Raw genomic sequence first — 18,983 nt, forward strand, 5'->3', positions numbered from 1 at the left:
CTTTTTATCTTAAAGCTCAGGTACTCGGCTTTTATAAAAATTCCTAATTTCTAAATTCTTTTACAGCATGAGTACTAATCCCCTTACAGATGCAAACATCCTTAAAGATTCTCATGAACAATTTCTCGAATTGACAATCGTGTTTCGTGATACTGTTTGTGAAGAATGTAGCTGGAGCGTTCCCACATTTTATAGAAAGATGCGGGCTATTGATAAGCCGAGTTCTACCAGGAAGAATAAAATTATCCCCGCTATTAGTAATGCTGATAAAGAAAAAATCGCACAATTAAATGACAAACTATTAAAAGGACTTTGGGATTACTTTAGCCGTTATAGAAAAGGGGGCGATAATAGCAGAATAGATGCTAAAAAAGAATAGCCACAAAAGATAGAGCCCTAAATTGTAATTCCCCAAAACCTTACCCCAAGTCTAAAACCAGCATTACAAACTATTATTTATCAATTAATTATGACAATAGCAAATATCCCTGTCGGGACTACTGAAAACTTACTTCGCCCAATCTTAGCTTTACTAAGGTTGGGCGTTTTTATTTGCTGCCCAAAAGCAAATGCTCATAGTAGAGCAGCATATAGAACAGTGATTCGAGTGCCGGCTGTTCACGCTGGTCAAACTTCGCTTTAAATATATTCCGGTTTAGTGCAGTCATTTGAACAGGTCTTCCATCTTTACTTCTGACACTATACGCCCGGTATAATACATATTCTGCTTCGTTCCATAGGTCGTGATCATTGTAGGAAAGATGGTCTTCTTCGTTTTGGTTTGGGCTTGGAAAACCTTCACCTTGTTGTCCAGTTCACCTGCATATTTTTTATCAATGGTAAATTCGCCATTTGCAAATTTCATTTCACATACATTGATACTGTGATCAGCCCGGTCCAGCAGCAGATCGATCTGGGCACCTTTTTCCCCTTTTTTAGGCGTATATCGCCAGCCTGAGGCTTCGGTGTATACCCCTGCAATACCCAGCGCCTGCTTGATCTGTTGTATATGTTTTTGACAAATGGCTTCGAAAGCATAGCCGCTCCAGCTATTATAGGACTGGCCTTCCGCAATTTTATGCCAGGTGCCGGCCCCAGCAGCACGGGTACGGTCGATGAACTTCAGGTAGAACAGAGAGTATTCATCTGTGAGTTTATAGATCCCGTCCCGGGAAGTTTTTTCAAAGGGAATATATTGCGTGATGAAACCGGACTGCTCCAGTTCTTCAAACAAGCGAGTGGTTGTGCCACCGGTAGTAAGCCCGCAAGCTTTAATAACTTCGGTGCGGCTTAGGCCACTCGCTTTTTTAGCAAGTTCCCGGACGATGGCCTCATGGTGACTGGCATTGTCGAAAAGTGAGCGGTAGAGCACATTGAATTCCGCCTTTAGCATTCCGTTCTTTTCAAAGAAAAGTTTATCGATGACCTGATGGGCACTCTGACCTTTATCTACCTGTTTTAAATATTGGGGGATCCCCCCCATAGCCATATAGAGTTGCAAAATCTGGTAATGGTCCAATTTTAGTCCCCGGCTGATCAGGTAATCTTCAGACTCTTTCAGGCTAAAGGGTAAGAGCTGGATAGTCCTGCTTATCCGGTTATGCAAGCCACCTTTATTATGGAGGATATTTTCGATCATCCATGACGCTGCTGAACCGCAGATCACTACTTTCAGTAGAGGCTGGCGGGATGCCCAGGTGTTCCACCAATGGCCGAAGGCAGTTAAGAACCCTGATTTGGCGGTATGTATCCAGGGGAATTCGTCAAACAGCACAACGACAGGCTGGCGGCCTTTTAGTTTGGTGGCAAGAAAGTCGCTGAGAAAGGTGAATGCCTGTACCCAGTTGTCCGGAGTAGCAAGCGGGAGCACCGATTGCATTGCCTGTTGTAATGACCTGCTGAAATTAAATAGTTGTTCCGGCAGTCCGGCTTCATGAATGCCGGTGCATTCAAAGACAAGGTGTTTTTGGTAATAATTGCGGATCAGGAAAGTCTTTCCCACACGGCGGCGTCCCAATACAGCAACCAGCTCTGCCTCTTTGGAACTGAGCATCTCCTTCAGGATTTTCTTTTCGGTATCCCGTCCGATGATCATTTCTTCCATAAGTTATGGACAAGTTTATTTTTTTATAATCGTCCATAAATATACCATTTTAGGCACTTATGGACAAATATAAATCTTCATAATCGTCCGTAATTATGTTCAACAACTTCCCGGTCTGCGATACAAAAAACTTACTTCGCCCAATTTTAGCTTTACTAAGGTTGGGCGTTTTTCATTACTGGCAGCGCGCGCTTCTTTTAATCTTTCAGTTCAATCCACACCGGCGCATGGTCGCTGGTTTTTTCCCAGCCACGTACCTGTTTATCTACCGCAGCCTTTTGCAGCTGTGGCACCAGCTGGGGAGAAAGCAGGAAGTGATCAATACGTAGCCCGGCATCGCGACCAAAAGCGTTACGGAAGAAGTCCCAGTAAGTATAAATCGTTTCTTCGGGATGGAGTTGACGAATAGCATCCGTCCAACCTTGCGCTATCAGTTCCTGAAAAGCCGCACGGCTTTCAGGGCGGAACAACGCATCATCTACCCAACGTTCCGGCTTATAAACATCTTTTCCGGTGGGAATGATATTGAAGTCGCCCGTCAGTACCACAGGCAGTTCCTCGGTGAGCAATGCTTTTGCGTGAATCGCAAATCGTTTGAGCCAGCTGAGCTTATAATCAAATTTTGGTCCGGGTGCCGGATTACCATTGGGCAGATAAAGGCAGCCGATTATCACGCCATTCACTACGGCTTCAATATAACGGCTGTGCAAGTCTTCCGGGTCACCCGGCAATACACGGCAACGTTCTGTGATGTTACCAACACGTGAGAGAATGGCTACTCCGTTCCAGCTTTTTTGTCCGTGCCAGATGGCAGTATATCCTGCATTCCGGATCGCCTCTTCAGGAAAATTTTCCTGGATAGCTTTTAGTTCCTGCAGGCATACCACATCTGGTGCGGATTCCTGAAGCCAGCGAAGCAGTACAGGTAGGCGGGCGTTTACGCTATTAACATTATAAGTCGCTATTTTCATATGGTGACATTGAAGGTTCTAAATTACGGGTAATATTTTTTAATTATCCATCGGTGTAATGCAGTACACCCAAATATGTTATCTTTCCATATGCAGCACCAGGAATTTGAACCTCCTGAAACTCTGCGGGATACCATCAAGTGCTTTTGGTACAACCGGGGAGATTTTGGAGAAGAAGTAACGGCTTTTAAAGTATTACCTGATGGTTATACTGAAATTATCTTTTATTTCGGAAACCTCTATCGTATTGCTAACAATGGCGACTTGCAACCATTACCCTCTCCATTTATGATGGGGCTGCTCAATCAGCCTGTTCTTTTTTACACGAAAAACCGTTTGGAAATTATTGGTATCAGGTGTTTTCCCTGGACCGTGTTTGATCTGCTCGGATTGCCCTCTGGTAAAAATAGCGTGCACATCTTTGAGCATCCGATAGCCCGGCTTCAAGCTACATTGAATACCTGTATGGAAGCGGGTAAGATAGATGAAGCGGTAACACAGGTAAAACAATATTTCCTGCAGCTGCAGTCGCAGGTTGCGATAGACAGTATGCTCTTCAAGGCAGGCGTGGCTATGAGCAAAGCAAACGGCACGTTACCGGTAAGCCAGGTTGCAGCAGCAGCACATGCCACAGTGCGTACGCTGGAAAGAAATTTCAAGCAATCTTCCGGTCATACCGTAAAAGACGTGTCGGGACTGATGCGCTTTGAGCAGGTACGCAACCGGCTATGGCATTATCCGGATTCAAATATTGCCGGCTTAGCGCAGGAGCTGGGCTATACGGATCAATCCCATCTAAGCAGGGAATTTAAACGTTACAGTGGCGCTACCCCGGCAGCATTCGCCCGAAAAGCGAAGAAAGGCCAGCAAGTAGTAAACAACGATTTTGTCGCGTTTGTACAAGCCTGAAGCACGAACATTCCGGAATTTTGTGTTTCAATGATTCAATTATGAAAGCAACATCTGGAGATAAGGCCGCTGTACAAAATCAAATCATTTATGATGTCATCATTTCCGGTGCCGGACCTGTAGGGCTATTCCTTGCCTGCGAGCTGGCCCTGGCCAAATGTTCCGTGCTGATACTGGAAAAAGCTGCGCATCCACATTCTCCATTAAAACAACTTCCTTTTGGAATACGAGGACTCTCCGCCCCTAGTATTGAAGCGTTTTATCGTAGGGGATTACTCAACGAACTGGAGATCCCCAAACGGCTTAAAAACCCACACGCCAATGCTGTACAGGGGCCGCGCCGTCAGGCTGGGCACTTCGCAGGCATTCCATTCCATGATGGCAATATTGATACCTCACAATGGCAATACCGCCTGCCTGGCTCTACAGACACCAGTTTAATTACTACAATGGAGGAGCTTGAAACCGTGCTGGCCCGCCGCGCCGAAGCTATGGGCGTAATAATCAGGCGCGGGCTCCCTGTTACGGACTTTCATCAAACAGCAGAAGGTGTAACTGTGCTGGCAGGTGAGCAAACTTTTCAAAGTAAATGGCTGGTGGGTTGTGATGGAAGCCGTAGTATTATTCGCAAAGCAGGTGGATTTGAATTTGCCGGTACGGAGCCGGAATTCACCGGCTATTCCACTCATGTAGATATTGCTGATCCGGAAAAACTACGTCCGGGCCGCAATATGACATCTACCGGTATGTATTTGCAATCGCAACCAGGTTATCTGCTGATGCAGGATTTTGACGGTGGCGCTTTTCATCATTCAGCAAAAATACTCACGCTTGAACACGTACAGGCAGTGCTACGCCGCATCTCAAATACAAATGTTACTATCAGTGCCCTGCACACCGCTACTACCTGGACAGACCGGGCACGACAAGCCACCACCTACCGTAATGGTAGAATACTTTTAGCAGGTGATGCTGCACACATTCATTCACCATTGGGAGGCCAGGGACTTAACCTTGGATTGGGTGATGCTATGAACCTGGGCTGGAAGCTCGCCGCCGCCATCCGGGAGAAAGCACCGGAGGGCTTGCTAGACACTTATTACATAGAACGACATCCCATTGGTGCCCAGGTATTGGATTGGTCACGCGCGCAGGTAGCCATCATGAAACCTGAGCCAGCAGCCCGCGCACTGAACGCCATTATCCGCGATCTGATGGATACGCAGGATGGCGCCACCTATTTCGCAGGAAGGGTATGGGGCGTTTGTATGCATTACCATCTCAATGGCAACCATCCACTGGCAGGCTACAGTGTCCCCAATTTTGAGATCGCAGCCGGTGTAAATATTGGTGAGTTGATGCACGAAGGACAAGGCATACTGCTTGATTTTGACGGGAATGCTGCTCTAAAAACTTTCGCAGGTGAATATGACAGTCAGCTTAAATATATTTCAGGGCAGATAAAAGACCAATTAAATATAAGCGCCGTTCTGATACGTCCAGATGGCATCATCGCCTGGGCATCTGACAAAGAACCGGATTATAGCGAACTTCAAAATGCTGCCAACCACTGGTTTGTTTGAATAAAGCCCTGAAATGTTATTACAAAAGTATGTTCCCTTAGTATAATCAGAAACAAGTATTTTAATAAATCGCTACTTTCGCAATCAATATATGAACCATGACTACCCCACTTGAAAATTTTTATCTCCAGAAAGAAGAGCCGGTAAGAGGTTGTTTACTAGCATTACGTGAAATTATCTTACAACAGGATAAAGACATTACAGTTGCCTGGAAATATAGTATGCCCTTCTTTTGTTATAAAGGGAAAATGTTTTGTTATCTGTGGGTGCATAAAACCCACCACCTGCCTTACATTGGTATTGTAGAAGGTAAAAGGCTGGAACATCCGCAACTCATTACTGAAAAACGTGCCCGGATGAAAATCATGCTGTTGGACCCCAATAAAGATCTGCCGGTTAAAACCATTAAAAGTATTCTCAAAGAGGCACTCAACCTGTATAAATCCGGTGTTGTAAAAATCAAGTAGCAGCAACTCGCCGTTCTAAAAATAACAATGATTTTTTTTAATACGCATTTCTATTGCGTGCAGGGGGCGCATTTTTGATACTCACAATTGTTAACCCCCAATTATAACTATGAAATTTGAAACTATTTATTTGTTAAAACAAAATGCTGGTACCAATCCCAATGATCATTGTCACGTATTAGGCTATACCGCTCCCGGAGATACCGGTGGAGGTGAGTTTTATTGGGACAGTACTTCTACAGCAGACGACGATGGTGGTACCATTTTCGCTATAACAGGCTCTTCTGCACCGGGAAGGTGGAAGCGGTTGTATTCCGGAGCTGTTTACCCTACCTGGTTTGGCGCAAAGGGTGATGGTAGTACTGATGATACTGCATTACTGTCCTACTGCCTAAATAACTTTCCGCAGATTGATCTGGATGGAAGAAATTTTAAGGTATCAAACATCAGTATTACAAATGATACCAGTATTACAAATGGTGTGATTTCACTATTTCTGCGTTCCAGGATTTCACTTTATGCCAATCTGATCATTGAGCAAGTCACATTCGACGCGTTGGAGCAGCCTGTGCGGACAGCTCTCTTGTATGGTCGCTCTGGAAGTATTACAGCCAGTAACTGTACTTTCAAAAACATAAAGACCACTACCCCACCATCAAGTTTCAGTGAGGATATGGCCAACCAATACGGCATCATATCAGAAATGGCCGGATGCCATGTGATGCTTGATAACGTTTGCTTTGAAAACATTTCTGCTATGGGAGATGCGGATGGTAGTGAAACATACAACGGCTTCTGCGGCGGGATATACCTGTTTGGAGAAAAAACAATATCGTATCTTGACCCGACAGCAGCTGATTACTACCAAAAGGTTTACAGTGACCCTTCCAAAATCAGTATCACCAACTGTATATTTAAGAATATCTATACACTGAAACATCCACTAAATGGAGGAGCACTTGATACGGATGCAGATGCTATCAGGATTTCAATCACCTCCTATAATGACAGTTTTGACATTAACCACAATATATTAATAGATCAAAACAGGTTTATTGACATTCAGAAATCATGTGTTAAGGCCGGGAACTTTAATGGGCTTGTGCTGACTAACAGTGTCATTTCAACTGAAAAAATGACGACCAGGCCTATGGTAGGTGCTTTTCGTATTCAACCTGTAAAAAATGTACTGGTAAGTAATGTATTATATAATGGATCCTGCACCTTCCTGATGTATGCGCGGGGTAGTAAGCATATCCATTTCCATAACATCAGTAACCTGGAAACCAGTATGATTGAAACAGCTTTTCAGGTTATGGAAGATTGCGAAAACATTGACATCAGTGACAGTAATATTACCTGCGGAAGATTCCTGAATATTGAAAAAGGAGCAGGAACGTTTGCCTGCAATGGCTTACGGGTAACAGATTGCCATGCGGTACAACAAACAGCACAAAGCCCTTTTGTAAGGATAAGTAAAGCCCCTGATGTAAGTATTGCAGGATGTCAGCTTATCACGATAGATACGCCAACGATAGACTGTATTACCATCCTGGATACGCCCAATTTTAGTTTGAGCAACTCCAGCCTGTTTTATGGAAGATCAGCTATTGTTTGTACGGAGAATAATTTATCCACCGCCAATAACATCACTATCTCATCCAGTAAATTTGAAAGGCAGCAGTATGCTACCGGGAGCAGGCATCTTTTATTAAGAGCAACGACAGGAACTAATCCGCAGCTTACCGGCATTATTGTCAGCAATTGTTATTTCAGTGCAAACAGTCAGACCACGAAAACGAATGATGAGATAATGCTGATTACCGCCAAAGAGCTGGCCTTGTCTGATCTTCAGCTTATCATTCACCATATCGGCACCAATGATGCGCAACCTTCACAAGGGCTCATACAGCTCCTGCAATGCTCCAAGGTGAATATCAATAATATCACAGCCTCACATGATTACGTTCCTACAGGCGCTGCATTTGCAGTACTGCTGAGGGAGTGTAATACCATTACCATTAATGGGGTCAGCGCATATAATGCGGATGCCGTTACCCTCTATGACCTGAATATTGATAAAATCTCGGCTACCAATATCTTTTCCAAGATCGGAAGGAAATCATTGGAATACACTATTGCCACCCCACCGGCCAACAGATACTTCAGTGATTTCGCGGAGATATTATAATTCATCTTTTCTTAAAGACCGGGCCTATTTTGTTAACCCCTATACCTCAGGAAACCGTCTTCATCAATGGAGACGGTTTCCTGCATATATAAACCGGCACCCACACCAGCATCTTTCCGGATATCCTCCTTTTCCACCTCTCTTCCCTCCCTTTTAGGCCAATCCCATGTGATTTTTGTAAAAAATATTATCTTGCTGTGAAATGCCTGACTTACTATAAAAAGTAACCCAAACTCATTATTTTTAATGCAAGCATAAAATACAGTTATAACAGCCTGCTTATTTTACATATACAAAAAACAATAAAAGTATACCATATGGCAATAAATTTGCAAAAAGGTCAAAGGGAAGTGATAAATGCTCCGAAGTTTACAATCGGCTTAGGCTGGGATACAAATAGCTCTTCTACAGGCACTGCTTTCGACCTGGATACCTCCGTTTTCATCCTGGGAGAAAATAAAAAGATACTCTCTGAACAGCATTTTGTTTACTATAACAATCTCAAATCTCCGGGCGGTAGTGTTGAGCATACCGGCGACAACCTGACAGGTGATGGTGCAGGCGATGATGAACAGATCAAGGTAGACCTTTCCAAAATTGATGCCCAGGCAACAGAAATCTGTATTGTGGTAACCATCCATGAAGCGGAAAGCAGAAGGCAAAATTTTGGCCAGGTAAGAAACTCTTTTGTAAGAGTATTTGATAGCGCCACCAATGAAGTGCTGGTAAAATATGAACTGGAAGAAGATTTTTCCATTGAAACAGCCGTTGAATTCGGGAGGATCTACAAGCGTGAAAATACCTGGAAGTTTGAAGCCATAGGCGTAGGTATGAAAGGCGGCTTACAAGACTATTTAAACAAGTACAACTAATTCAATAATATTATCAGCATGGCTATTAATCTTCAAAAAGGGCAAAGAATATCACTCGAAAAAAATAATGGCGCCAAACTGCAGAGCATTTGTGTAGGCATCAACTGGGGCGCTATTGAGAAGAAAAACCTGTTCGGATCTAAAACAAAAGAAGCAGTGGACCTGGATGGCAGCTGCGCCTTGTTTAACGAACAAAAACAGGTATTGGATGTAGTTTACTTTGGTAATCTCGTGTCCAAAGACAACGCTGTAAAACATAGCGGTGATGATCTGACCGGCGACATGAACGGAGATGACGGACTGGATAATGAAGTAATCACCCTTGATTTTTCCAGACTGAATCCTTCCATAAACTATGTAGCCTTTGTGCTGAACAGCTTCAGAGGGCATGATTTTGGTACGATCCCATTTGCATCTATCCGTATTTATGAAGGTACCCCTTCCAGGGTAGCTGAAGTGTTTGCGAAGTATGACATTGCACATGAAGCGAATTTTGCCGGACATGTATCGATGGTAATGGGCGTGTTTTATAAAAGAAACGGCGAATGGAAATTCAATGCCATTGGGGAGCCTACCAAAGACAGGAAATTGGAGGAAACAATTGATACCGTTACCAAGAATTACTTATAGCATTTTCCACATCTTATTTAAATAACGTATCTATGGAAATGAATACTAATAACACCGGGCTTACTGTTACTTCCCCCAGATTAGACAGGGACGGCAACGTAGATTTAACAGTAGTTACACAGGACGAGGCAAAGAAATATGGAGAGATCAGCAAAGGGCTGGTGCCAGGTGATGTTAACTCTATCTTAAATTACGGTACTGATGTCCAGAATTCAATGGAAAAGTACAGTAATGAGTTCCTCACCTCTGTACGTACCTTCAACTCCGGTGAAGTAGGTGGTTTAATCAATGACCTCCTCACCGAATTGAACTACATCGATGTAGATGAGCTTGAGCAAGGTGCTTTTAAACAGTTTTTGTCTAAAATACCATTTCTGAAGAAGATCGTATTTGATGCCAAAAAACTTTTCCAGAAATACGATACGGTAGTTAACAACGTTGACAAGATTACCAATAAAATAAAAGCTGGCAGGATCAATTCCATTAAAGACAATAGTTCACTGCAAACCATGTTTGACAGCAATGTGAATTATATTAAACAAATGGAAGACCTGATCATTTCAGGTCACCTCAAGCACAAGGAACTGAGCGAAACACTTGCTCAGATGGAAGCTAATCCGGCCAACTATAATGATTATGAGATTGCGGATCTGAGAGATTTTGTAAACCGGTTGGATAAACGGCTGGCAGATATGAAGATCGTCCGCTTCATCATGATGCAATCACTGGCACAGATCAGACTGGTACAAAATAATAATACCTCTATTGCAGAAAAAGCACAGTCAATTGTTTCTACTACTATTCCGGTGTGGAAAAACCAGCTGACCATTGCGGTGGCCCTTCAAAGGCAGAAAGCAAATGTGGAAATGCAGCGTAAGGTATCTGAAACTACCAACACCATCTTACAACGTAATGCTGAACTGCTGCGGCAAAACAGTATTGACGTGGCAAGAGAAAATGAAAATACGGTAGTATCGCTTGAAACATTGAAGAAAACTACAGCTTCCTTAATTGAAACATTAAATGAAGTAAAGAAAATTCACGAACAAGGTGCTGAAAACAGGAAAGTGCTGAACGGCGAATTGCAAAACCTGGAAGCTGAATTGAAGAAAAATGTAACTAATGTTTAATTGGGAATAGGTAATGGATGAAGATCTGGCAACAATATTAAAAGACTCACTAAAGATTATCAATAGATTACAACTACTGTCCGTATTTTTTGGAGAGGAAGTGATTTATATGATATATCTGCGTAGCCAGGTGATTCATAAATTATTTGAAAGTAATCCGGAGCTGGACTTTAATAAACTGGAACTGTTTCATCTTCAGTACACTGCTACCGTAGTAGACTTATTGCGGAAGATAAAAACAACCAATGAAAAAAATGTCAGCCTTATGTTCGATGAAATTCAATTGAACAAGGACCTGATAGAGAAAATAAACAGCTCTGTTTTTACAGATAAAAATTTCAATTTAGACAAACAGAAACAAGCCCTGAAGATCAATTTATCCTTGCGAAAGTTATATGAACTATTATCAGACAGCAAGGATGAATCTCCGTTCTCCAGAAATATCAATGCATTCAGTGCCCGGTTCTCGGCAGATTTCTACTATGACATCTCTCCGGAACTATTCAATGAATTAGTAGCATACCAGCCTAATGAAGTATACAGGAATACGTACGCTACTATTCAAAGAAGGCTATTGGGACAGTTATGTAAAGCAGACTTTAAAACGGAGTTTTTCTGTGGCCTTAAAGCGGGGAATGTAATTATTGAAGTATATAAATTCATGCATGAAAATAAACACTTCCTGTTCCTTCCCTCCAGGAATCTCTTCCTGTTTTGTGATCTGTCTAAAATAACGGATATCGACTGGACCAATGCGCTTTCCAAAAAAGGCCGGATTATCCAGGAACTGCAGGATAAAAACAATCAGCTGGAAAGCACTGCAGGAATTATGAAAACGGCCATACCCCCTGAAATCAAAAGCCTGCTGGCAGAATACTATGAGAAAATAGATGATGTGAACTTCCTCCAGAATATCAGCAATTTTGATGTACAGGCAAATATTTTGAAGACCATGCTCAATACGGATATTATTTAACCGGTATGAGTATTGTTAAATAAGTGATAAAAAAGGAGCAGCCTGTCTGCTCCTTTTTTGATGCCTTCCCCAATGTGTAGCGCACTTTACGCACTTCTGCACCACTACTAAAATACCTTTCCGGGTATATTTCATGGCACCATTCTTGAATTCTTTACTCCCGGGATATTATCCCTGATAATACTCACTTAAAATCTATTGTTATGATCTCAACAAAAAAAATGCAGGCCATATCTTTTGCCACCGTATTAGGTATATGTGTTGCATTATTCAGTTTTGATGCTACTGCCCAGGGTATTGATAGTACCGTGAAGAAAATAGGTAACAAAACAGCTTCTGTGGCAGTAAAAGGAGCTTCCAAGATCACAGATAAAACTTATAAAGGGAAAGAAGGCCCTAAAGGAGAAACCGTTTATATAGATAAGAAAGACCGGAAATATATTGTAGATGAGAAAGGGAAGAAGGTCTATCTGAAGAAGTCACAAACCCATGATAAGAAAGAGAATTAGGAAATAAGTTTCCTGATATGTGCTGACAGGCATGGAAGGCCGGTTAAAAAGCTGCAGGTAAATAGTATTGGCAAAAGTATTATTTCCCGTACGCTTTCTTACCGGCCCTTCTTTTGGATCTTTATTACGATTTTACCCGTTTGTTTCGCAGCAACCGGTTGCGCAAAGGTATCGCTGAGCTGTTTCCACCAACACCCCATCTGTTTTCCACTTAAGCTGCTGTTTTTCAAAGAATTGCGCATCATCCCTGCGTCCCATGATCCACACCCTTTACGGCATAAATAACCCTTTGGCAGTATAAATTATACTCTGTTTCCAAAATTGATGGAATAATTCTACTATAAAATCTAAAAAGAATAACTAATTTTGAGTCATCAGATGATATGATGAATGCAAATAATTTACCGGTAAGGCGTCAGAACCTGGCCGATGAGGTAGCCAGTCGTTTACAGCAACAGATATCCCTGGGGCAATATGAAACGGGGCAAAAACTACCTACAGAACCAGAGTTAATGCAACAATTTGGTGTGGGACGCTCTACCATTCGGGAAGCGGTGAGGATACTCGCCAATGCTGGTTTGGTGAGGGTACAACAGGGTGTAGGCACTTTTGTGGAATCACAGGAAGGCATCAGCGAGCCTTTATCACAGCGTTTTCAAAGAGCGCAGTTCAATGATCTGAATGAGATCAGACAGCTGTTGGAGGTAAAAATTGCAGAAAAAGCAGCATTGCACCGTACGGAAAGTGACATCAGCAAGATGCAGGCATTATTGCAGAAACGGGAAGAGATGGCTATCGCCAATCAGCCCGACGAATGTATTCAGGCAGATATTGACTTTCATACCAGTATTGCAGCGGCATCAAAAAATGAAATCATGGTAGATCTCTATAAAACGGTAGCCTGCCATTTGAAAAAGTCTTTTATAGCCCGCTTTTCTACCACGGATACATTTGCCCAAACACAGGACCTGCATAAAGCCCTGCTGCAGAGCATCATTGATCAGGAGCCCGAAAAGGCGCTGCACTGGGCTACCCAGATTATTACCCACAGGGACTAACTGAAAGTATTTAAACAACCTCTGTATACCAACAAAACAACAGACATGGAAACAACGATGGAGCAAGAACAAAGTGCTATTGCGCAGCGCGTGGCCGAAAAAACGGTCTTCTCTGTGCTGATAGCGCTTAGTTTTTCTCACCTGGTCAACGACACGATCCAATCGCTCATACCAGCCATTTATCCGCTGGTCAAAGATTCTCTCCACCTTAATTTTACACAGGTGGGGCTGATTACACTCACCTACCAGATGTCGGCTTCCATACTACAGCCACTGGTGGGCCTCTACACTGATAAAAAGCCACAGGCCTATTCCCTGTCTATTGGTATGGGTTTTACCCTGCTGGGACTGATCTGCCTGGCTGTATCACACACTTTTGCCCTGGTGCTGGCATCTGTAGCATTAGTAGGCGTAGGTTCCGCTATTTTCCATCCGGAAGCTTCCCGGCTGGCTTATATGGCATCCGGCGGTAAACATGGTATGGCACAATCACTTTTCCAGGTAGGCGGTAATGCCGGTAGTTCACTTGGCCCCTTACTGGCAGCGCTGATTATAGTACCGTTGGGACAGTTTCACATTATCTGGTTTTCCCTTGCTGCATTGCTGGCTATTGCTGTAATGCTCAATATCAGTAAATGGTACAAACAGAATACGCATCGTATCAAGCCTAAGAAAAGTGTACAGCATTTGGAAAATCATCCCCAGCTAAGTACGATCAAGGTAGCGATCGCTATCAGTATATTGCTGGTACTGATTTTCTCCAAATACTTTTACATGGCCAGTCTTACCAGTTATTATACTTTTTACCTGATAGACAAGTTCCATGTATCCGTACAGAGTGCGCAGATGTATTTGTTCATTTTCCTCTTTGCAGTAGCTGCCGGCACCTTTATCGGCGGTCCGGTAGGCGACCGTATAGGACGTAAATATGTGATCTGGATTTCTATACTTGGCGTGGCTCCTTTTACACTTTTATTGCCGCACGTGAATCTTTTCTGGACGGCAGTATTAAGTGTGTTCATTGGGGTAATTCTCTCTTCCGCATTCTCTGCCATCCTGGTGTATGCCCAGGAGCTGATGCCCGGAAAGGTAGGTATGATTGCCGGCCTGTTCTTTGGTCTGGCATTTGGTATGGCTGGTATAGGCTCCGCTTTGCTGGGCAAGCTGGCTGATATGACCAGTATTAATTATGTATACCAGGTATGTGCTTATCTGCCGTTAATTGGTTTGTTTGCCTGCTTCCTACCCAATGTAGAAGGCAATAAAGCCCGCAAATAATATTCCTGTAGCAGGCTGTTGTACACGTCTTTATCAGCAACGGCCTGCTACTAATATCATTGTCCTATCTTTGCAGCTCCCCCGTTGTACCCAGCCATTTTGCTGAGGTATTATTATAAATTGACTGTTTATGTGGAAAGGCATTTTGTTGGTGTTGACCGGTGCCTGTAGTTTTGGTATTTTATCCACTATTGTTAAGCTGGGCTATCAGCAAGGATTTACACTTGGCGAACTTTGTGCCCTGCAGGCCGGTATCGGGATGGTGATATTATGGTTACTGCATTTTTTCTCCCGTGCTCCTACCCCTTCCCTGAAGCACCGCGATGTCCGTACCTTCTTTATCCTGGGGAGTTCTACCGGGATGGTCAGCATCACCTATTACCTGAGTGTACAATATATTCCTGCCAGCGTAGCTATCATCCTGCTGATGCAGTTTACCTGGATGAGTATGCTGGCCGAACTGATCATTTATAAGAAACGGCCTTCCCCCATCCAATGGGTAGCAGTAGCATTAATTCTTACCGGTACGCTGATGGCAAGTGGTATACTTAACCACAACAATGCCACGCTTCATTGGCAGGGCCTGGTTTTTGGCCTGCTCGCAGCGCTGTGTTATACGATCTTTATAGTAGCCAGCAGTAAGGCCTCCGGCACCTTATCGCCAGTAGTTAAAAGTGCCTGGATGGTAACAGGTGCTTTTGTACTGATCTGCTGTATTTTTCCGCCTGCCTTTATTTTCAATGGAAAACTCACCTCCACCCCATTATTGCTTTGGGGGCTTCCGCTGGCTATTTTCGGGACGGTATTGCCTCCCCTGTTATTTTCCAAAGGAATGCCTAAAACGGGACTGGCCCTGGGGGCTATACTCAGCGCGGTAGAATTGCCGGTAGCTGTATTATCAGCCACCATTATGCTGAAAGAAGCAGTTTCCCTGATACAGGTAGCAGGCATTTTTATTATACTGCTGGCCATTGCGGCAGCTAATTTGCGTAAGCGCGTACCTGCTTTATAGCGCAGCCTACCGGGAAGCCATCATTAAATGGTAGTTTTTATTTATCTTTGCTCCCCGCCAGCATGGTATTCATTATACCTCCGGGTTATTGTAAGGCGTGACAACCTGCAATAAACCCATCACATGCGGCAGTGGCGCAAGATAACGACAACTCAGATTAATATTTTTTTGGATGAAAGCATTTAACATTTTTATTCTATACCGTTTTCCAATTGGTATCCTATTATTGCTGGTGGGTATTACCCTGGGTATTACTATTGGTTGGTGGGAAGCTACCATTTTGCTTGTATTGGGCGTGATCTGCCTGGTTACACACCTGATGTTCGGACCTATGCGCCTGGTACAGGAAGCAGTAGAAGCCGGAGATATCGAAAAGGCTACCGCGCTGATGAACCAGGTAAAATTTCCTAAATTATTATACAAGCCTATCCGTTCTGTTTATTTTTTCATGCAGAGCAATATGGCGATGTACAACAAAGATCTGGACAAGGCTGAGGCCACTATCCGGCAGAGTATCAAATCCGGCAGCCCTATGAAAGAGTATGAAGGGATGCAATACTTTCAGCTGGGTACTATTGCTTACCAGAAGAACGACCTGAAAACGGCAGATCAGAACCTGAAAAAGGCAATCCGCATGGGATTACCTGATAAGGAAAATACTGCCGCCGCATTGCTTACCGTAGCGTCTATTGCGATGAGCCGCCGGGACTTTAAATCTGCCAAAGATTATTTTCGCAGGGCTAAGGCACAAAAGCCTACCACTGATCAAATCGTTAGCCAGATCAAAGAAATGGATAAATACATTTCCCGTATGCCGGGTTGATTCTTTCCCGGTTACAGGATCATCATATTAATACAACAGGAAGGTGTCTCTACTTTTGAGGCACCTTTTTTATTTGGGGTACCTGATGTGGCAGAGAGTGGTTTTAAGTGCCCCTCCCCCATAGTCCCTTTGTGCATTACACAAAATTGCCGTAGGTTTGCTGCGCATTTGGTTGCTACCGGGTAAAACCGGGCGCATTAAAAAGGGAATCCGGTGTAATTCCGGAACTATCCCCGTAGCTGTAATCCCGCGCTGTTTTTACCGAACAGCTGGTTTTCCGGACCAATTATGTCACTTCACAGCTGATGCTGTGTGGGAAGGCGGTCCAGGAAAGCGGGTAAGTCAGAAGACCTGCCACCTGCCATTTTATTCAGTGCTTTCGGGTGAAAAGCCAGGAATTTAACGCTGTTGCAGGCATTATTTTCTTTCCTTTATTTATTTCTCCCAGGAGCGCGCATTTACTCATCAAAAAACGCTTATCCGTATTATGCGCCGGAATCTTTACACTTACGCTGCTATTATTACAGCCTTATTTACCATCAACACTGTCACTAACGCACAAGACACTGCTCAAACAAATCATTTAAACGAAGTGATCGTCACGGCATCCAAATTTGCCCAGAAACAGGGAGAAACGGGGAAAGTGATCACTGTCCTTACCCGTGATTACCTGGAAAAAAACAGTGGCAAATCATTAACTGCTATTCTGAACAACCAGGCAGGATTAATGATCAATGGTGCAGAAAGCCCATTAGGTAACAACCAGGAAGTATATCTCCGTGGTGGGGTTACTGGTAATACCCTCATATTGATAGATGGTATCCCCGTAAATGACGCCTCCCAGATAGCCAACTCCTTTGATCTTAATTTCATCAATCCGGAACTGATCGATAGAATAGAAATACTCAGAGGCAGCCAGTCCACTTTGTATGGCTCCGATGCAGTAGCCGGTGTGATTAATATCATTACAAGAAAACCAGGTGAAAAGAAAGCAGGCATCTATGCCAATGGTTCATATGGCACATTCAACACCTACCAGGGTAGCGCTGCACTGAACGGCACCATCAATAAGTTCTCTTATATATTGGGATACAAGTACCAAAAATCTGACGGGTTTTCTACTGCAAACGATTCTTTAGGCAAAAATGATTTTGATAAAGACGGGTTTAAGCAAAATAATGTGTTCGCCAAGCTGGCTTTCCAGGCTACCGACCGGTGGAAGGTGCAGTACATGCTCAATTTGAGTGATTACAAAACAGACCTGGACGCAGGAGCTTTTACTGATGACAAGGCTTACAACGCACATAACAAGTACATACAAAATGCCATCAGCAGCAAGCTGGATTTTGGAAAAGGATCCTGGAATATTGTATACAGCTATCAGCGTAATCAACGTAACCTCTCCAAAGATTCCAGTTATATTCCTGTAGGTCCGTTTCCTACCAAATATGTGGATGGAGAATACGTATCAAATACCCACCAGATCGAAACTTTTGTGAACTGGGATGTTACGCGTGAAATACAATTGCTGGCAGGTGCAGATTACAGAACTTCCAGCACGGATCAGCACTACAGTTACATAGGCACCTATCCCGGAGCTGCGATGGAAACCACCCGCTTAGGTAAAGACAGTGCACACAGCAACCAGTTCAGTCATTACGCCTCCCTCCTCTTACACAACCTGGGAGGATTTAATCTTGAGCTGGGTGGCCGGTTTAACTACCATAACATTTATGGTAACAATCAAACCATCTCCTTTAATCCTTCTTACCTGATCAATGATCAGCATAAATTCTTTATCAATCTGTCTTCTGCCTATAAGGTACCTTCCCTGTATCAGTTATATTCCGAGTTTGGTAACAGATTATTGAAACCGGAATCTTCTGTTAACTATGAAGGAGGATACCAGGCTTCGGTATTAAAAGACAGACTGAACTTCCGAGTAGTAGGCTTTAAGCGCGATACCCGTGATCTGATTGTTTTCTTCACAGAGCCGGTAACTTACAAAAGCTATTATATCAACAATGATAAGCAAACAGCTTATGGTGCAGAACTGGAAGCCACCTGGAATATTACAGATCAGGTAAAGTTACAAGCTAATTATACTTATACCGATGGTAAAATATCCTTGCAGGATACCAGTTACTACAACCTGTACCGTATGCCCAAACATGCGGTAAACGCAGCACTTGGTTACCAGGCAACGCCAGCATTATACCTGAGTACACAATTCAAATACCTGACCAAAAGATGGGAACCAGGCAATACCCGCTCGCTGGATCCGTATTATACCATTGATATTTATGGAGAATACAAAGTGTGTAAAGGCGTAAAGGTCTTCGCTGATTTCAGAAATATTACCGATCAGGAATACTTTACTATCAGGGGGTATAATAATCGTAAGTTTAACTTTACAGCTGGTATCTCCTGCAATTTTTAATGATTTATTATTTGACCGCAAACTAAAATA

The 18,983-nt window shown here is 43.3% G+C and carries 18 protein-coding genes and 1 riboswitch; of the genes, 15 read left to right on the forward strand and 3 right to left on the reverse strand.

Annotated features, from left to right (window positions below; translation table 11 throughout):
- Positions 1-67 precede the first annotated feature (67 nt).
- Entirely contained in the window at positions 68-379 is a 312-nt protein-coding gene (locus ABR189_RS15120) for a hypothetical protein (RefSeq protein ID WP_354661353.1), read from the forward strand.
- Positions 380-664: 285 nt separating this feature from the next.
- On the opposite strand, the gene ABR189_RS15125 is transcribed toward ABR189_RS15120, so the two are convergent.
- On the reverse strand, positions 665-2,104 hold the full coding sequence (locus ABR189_RS15125) for an AAA family ATPase (RefSeq protein ID WP_354661354.1): 1,440 nt from the start codon (positions 2,102-2,104) through the stop codon (positions 665-667).
- Between the two features lie 197 nt (positions 2,105-2,301).
- Positions 2,302-3,075 carry an exodeoxyribonuclease III gene (gene xth, locus ABR189_RS15130; protein WP_354661355.1) on the reverse strand — a complete coding sequence of 258 codons (774 nt, stop codon included), beginning with the start codon at positions 3,073-3,075 and terminating at the stop codon, positions 2,302-2,304.
- 90 nt (positions 3,076-3,165) lie between these two features.
- On the opposite strand from xth, the gene ABR189_RS15135 reads away from it, so the two are divergent.
- From ABR189_RS15135 to ABR189_RS15175, 9 genes are all read left to right on the forward strand, one after another.
- Positions 3,166-3,984, forward strand: coding sequence for an AraC family transcriptional regulator (locus tag ABR189_RS15135; protein WP_354661356.1), 819 nt, complete (start codon positions 3,166-3,168; stop codon positions 3,982-3,984).
- 41 nt (positions 3,985-4,025) lie between these two features.
- The gene (locus ABR189_RS15140) at positions 4,026-5,567 is read left to right on the forward strand and encodes an FAD-dependent monooxygenase (protein WP_354661357.1); all 1,542 of its coding nucleotides are present in this window, start codon (positions 4,026-4,028) and stop codon (positions 5,565-5,567) included.
- A gap of 98 nt (positions 5,568-5,665) precedes the next feature.
- Entirely contained in the window at positions 5,666-6,034 is a 369-nt protein-coding gene (locus tag ABR189_RS15145) for a DUF1801 domain-containing protein (protein WP_354661358.1), read from the forward strand.
- A 109-nt stretch (positions 6,035-6,143) separates the two neighbouring features.
- Positions 6,144-8,225, forward strand: coding sequence for a putative phage tail protein (locus ABR189_RS15150; protein ID WP_354661359.1), 2,082 nt, complete (start codon positions 6,144-6,146; stop codon positions 8,223-8,225).
- Between the two features lie 317 nt (positions 8,226-8,542).
- Positions 8,543-9,097 (forward strand): TerD family protein, encoded by a 555-nt coding sequence (locus ABR189_RS15155; RefSeq protein WP_354661360.1) that lies wholly within the window; start codon positions 8,543-8,545, stop codon positions 9,095-9,097.
- Between the two features lie 18 nt (positions 9,098-9,115).
- On the forward strand, positions 9,116-9,727 hold the full coding sequence (locus ABR189_RS15160; protein WP_354661361.1) for a TerD family protein: 612 nt from the start codon (positions 9,116-9,118) through the stop codon (positions 9,725-9,727).
- A 32-nt stretch (positions 9,728-9,759) separates the two neighbouring features.
- Positions 9,760-10,857, forward strand: a complete 1,098-nt coding sequence (locus tag ABR189_RS15165) for a toxic anion resistance protein (RefSeq protein WP_354661362.1) — start codon at positions 9,760-9,762, stop codon at positions 10,855-10,857.
- A 13-nt stretch (positions 10,858-10,870) separates the two neighbouring features.
- Positions 10,871-11,833, forward strand: coding sequence for a hypothetical protein (locus ABR189_RS15170; protein WP_354661363.1), 963 nt, complete (start codon positions 10,871-10,873; stop codon positions 11,831-11,833).
- 203 nt (positions 11,834-12,036) lie between these two features.
- A complete protein-coding gene (locus ABR189_RS15175; protein WP_354661364.1) occupies positions 12,037-12,342 on the forward strand; it encodes a hypothetical protein in 306 nt (101 codons plus the stop codon).
- Between the two features lie 132 nt (positions 12,343-12,474).
- Here ABR189_RS15175 and ABR189_RS15180 read toward each other — a convergent pair whose 3' ends face one another.
- Positions 12,475-12,600 (reverse strand): hypothetical protein, encoded by a 126-nt coding sequence (locus ABR189_RS15180; RefSeq protein ID WP_354661365.1) that lies wholly within the window; start codon positions 12,598-12,600, stop codon positions 12,475-12,477.
- A 125-nt stretch (positions 12,601-12,725) separates the two neighbouring features.
- Here ABR189_RS15180 and ABR189_RS15185 point away from each other — a divergent pair, with 125 nt between their 5' ends.
- From ABR189_RS15185 to ABR189_RS15205, 5 genes are all read left to right on the forward strand, one after another.
- Complete coding sequence (locus tag ABR189_RS15185) at positions 12,726-13,400, forward strand: FadR/GntR family transcriptional regulator (RefSeq protein WP_354661366.1); 675 nt, start codon at positions 12,726-12,728, stop codon at positions 13,398-13,400.
- Positions 13,401-13,445: 45 nt separating this feature from the next.
- Complete coding sequence (locus tag ABR189_RS15190; RefSeq protein WP_354661367.1) at positions 13,446-14,678, forward strand: MFS transporter; 1,233 nt, start codon at positions 13,446-13,448, stop codon at positions 14,676-14,678.
- 130 nt (positions 14,679-14,808) lie between these two features.
- Entirely contained in the window at positions 14,809-15,690 is an 882-nt protein-coding gene (locus ABR189_RS15195; protein ID WP_354661368.1) for an EamA family transporter, read from the forward strand.
- 172 nt (positions 15,691-15,862) lie between these two features.
- Positions 15,863-16,513 carry a tetratricopeptide repeat protein gene (locus tag ABR189_RS15200; RefSeq protein WP_354661369.1) on the forward strand — a complete coding sequence of 217 codons (651 nt, stop codon included), beginning with the start codon at positions 15,863-15,865 and terminating at the stop codon, positions 16,511-16,513.
- Positions 16,514-16,665: 152 nt separating this feature from the next.
- A riboswitch (cobalamin riboswitch) is annotated at positions 16,666-16,886 on the forward strand.
- Between the two features lie 114 nt (positions 16,887-17,000).
- Positions 17,001-18,953, forward strand: coding sequence for a TonB-dependent receptor plug domain-containing protein (locus ABR189_RS15205; protein ID WP_354661370.1), 1,953 nt, complete (start codon positions 17,001-17,003; stop codon positions 18,951-18,953).
- Positions 18,954-18,983 lie beyond the last annotated feature (30 nt).

Source organism: Chitinophaga sp. H8, assembly GCF_040567655.1.
GTDB lineage: Bacteria > Bacteroidota > Bacteroidia > Chitinophagales > Chitinophagaceae > Chitinophaga > Chitinophaga defluvii.

Bases quoted from the DNA above. Each gene is read 5' to 3' on its own strand.
- ABR189_RS15120 (WP_354661353.1), top strand. From the start codon at position 68: ATGAGTACTAATCCCCTTACAGATGCAAACATCCTTAAAGATTCTCAT.
- ABR189_RS15125 (WP_354661354.1), bottom strand. From the start codon at position 2,104: ATGGAAGAAATGATCATCGGACGGGATACCGAAAAGAAAATCCTGAAG.
- xth (WP_354661355.1), bottom strand. From the start codon at position 3,075: ATGAAAATAGCGACTTATAATGTTAATAGCGTAAACGCCCGCCTACCT.
- ABR189_RS15135 (WP_354661356.1), top strand. From the start codon at position 3,166: ATGCAGCACCAGGAATTTGAACCTCCTGAAACTCTGCGGGATACCATC.
- ABR189_RS15140 (WP_354661357.1), top strand. From the start codon at position 4,026: ATGAAAGCAACATCTGGAGATAAGGCCGCTGTACAAAATCAAATCATT.
- ABR189_RS15145 (WP_354661358.1), top strand. From the start codon at position 5,666: ATGACTACCCCACTTGAAAATTTTTATCTCCAGAAAGAAGAGCCGGTA.
- ABR189_RS15150 (WP_354661359.1), top strand. From the start codon at position 6,144: ATGAAATTTGAAACTATTTATTTGTTAAAACAAAATGCTGGTACCAAT.
- ABR189_RS15155 (WP_354661360.1), top strand. From the start codon at position 8,543: ATGGCAATAAATTTGCAAAAAGGTCAAAGGGAAGTGATAAATGCTCCG.
- ABR189_RS15160 (WP_354661361.1), top strand. From the start codon at position 9,116: ATGGCTATTAATCTTCAAAAAGGGCAAAGAATATCACTCGAAAAAAAT.
- ABR189_RS15165 (WP_354661362.1), top strand. From the start codon at position 9,760: ATGGAAATGAATACTAATAACACCGGGCTTACTGTTACTTCCCCCAGA.
- ABR189_RS15170 (WP_354661363.1), top strand. From the start codon at position 10,871: ATGGATGAAGATCTGGCAACAATATTAAAAGACTCACTAAAGATTATC.
- ABR189_RS15175 (WP_354661364.1), top strand. From the start codon at position 12,037: ATGATCTCAACAAAAAAAATGCAGGCCATATCTTTTGCCACCGTATTA.
- ABR189_RS15180 (WP_354661365.1), bottom strand. From the start codon at position 12,600: ATGGGACGCAGGGATGATGCGCAATTCTTTGAAAAACAGCAGCTTAAG.
- ABR189_RS15185 (WP_354661366.1), top strand. From the start codon at position 12,726: ATGATGAATGCAAATAATTTACCGGTAAGGCGTCAGAACCTGGCCGAT.
- ABR189_RS15190 (WP_354661367.1), top strand. From the start codon at position 13,446: ATGGAAACAACGATGGAGCAAGAACAAAGTGCTATTGCGCAGCGCGTG.
- ABR189_RS15195 (WP_354661368.1), top strand. From the start codon at position 14,809: ATGTGGAAAGGCATTTTGTTGGTGTTGACCGGTGCCTGTAGTTTTGGT.
- ABR189_RS15200 (WP_354661369.1), top strand. From the start codon at position 15,863: ATGAAAGCATTTAACATTTTTATTCTATACCGTTTTCCAATTGGTATC.
- ABR189_RS15205 (WP_354661370.1), top strand. From the start codon at position 17,001: ATGCGCCGGAATCTTTACACTTACGCTGCTATTATTACAGCCTTATTT.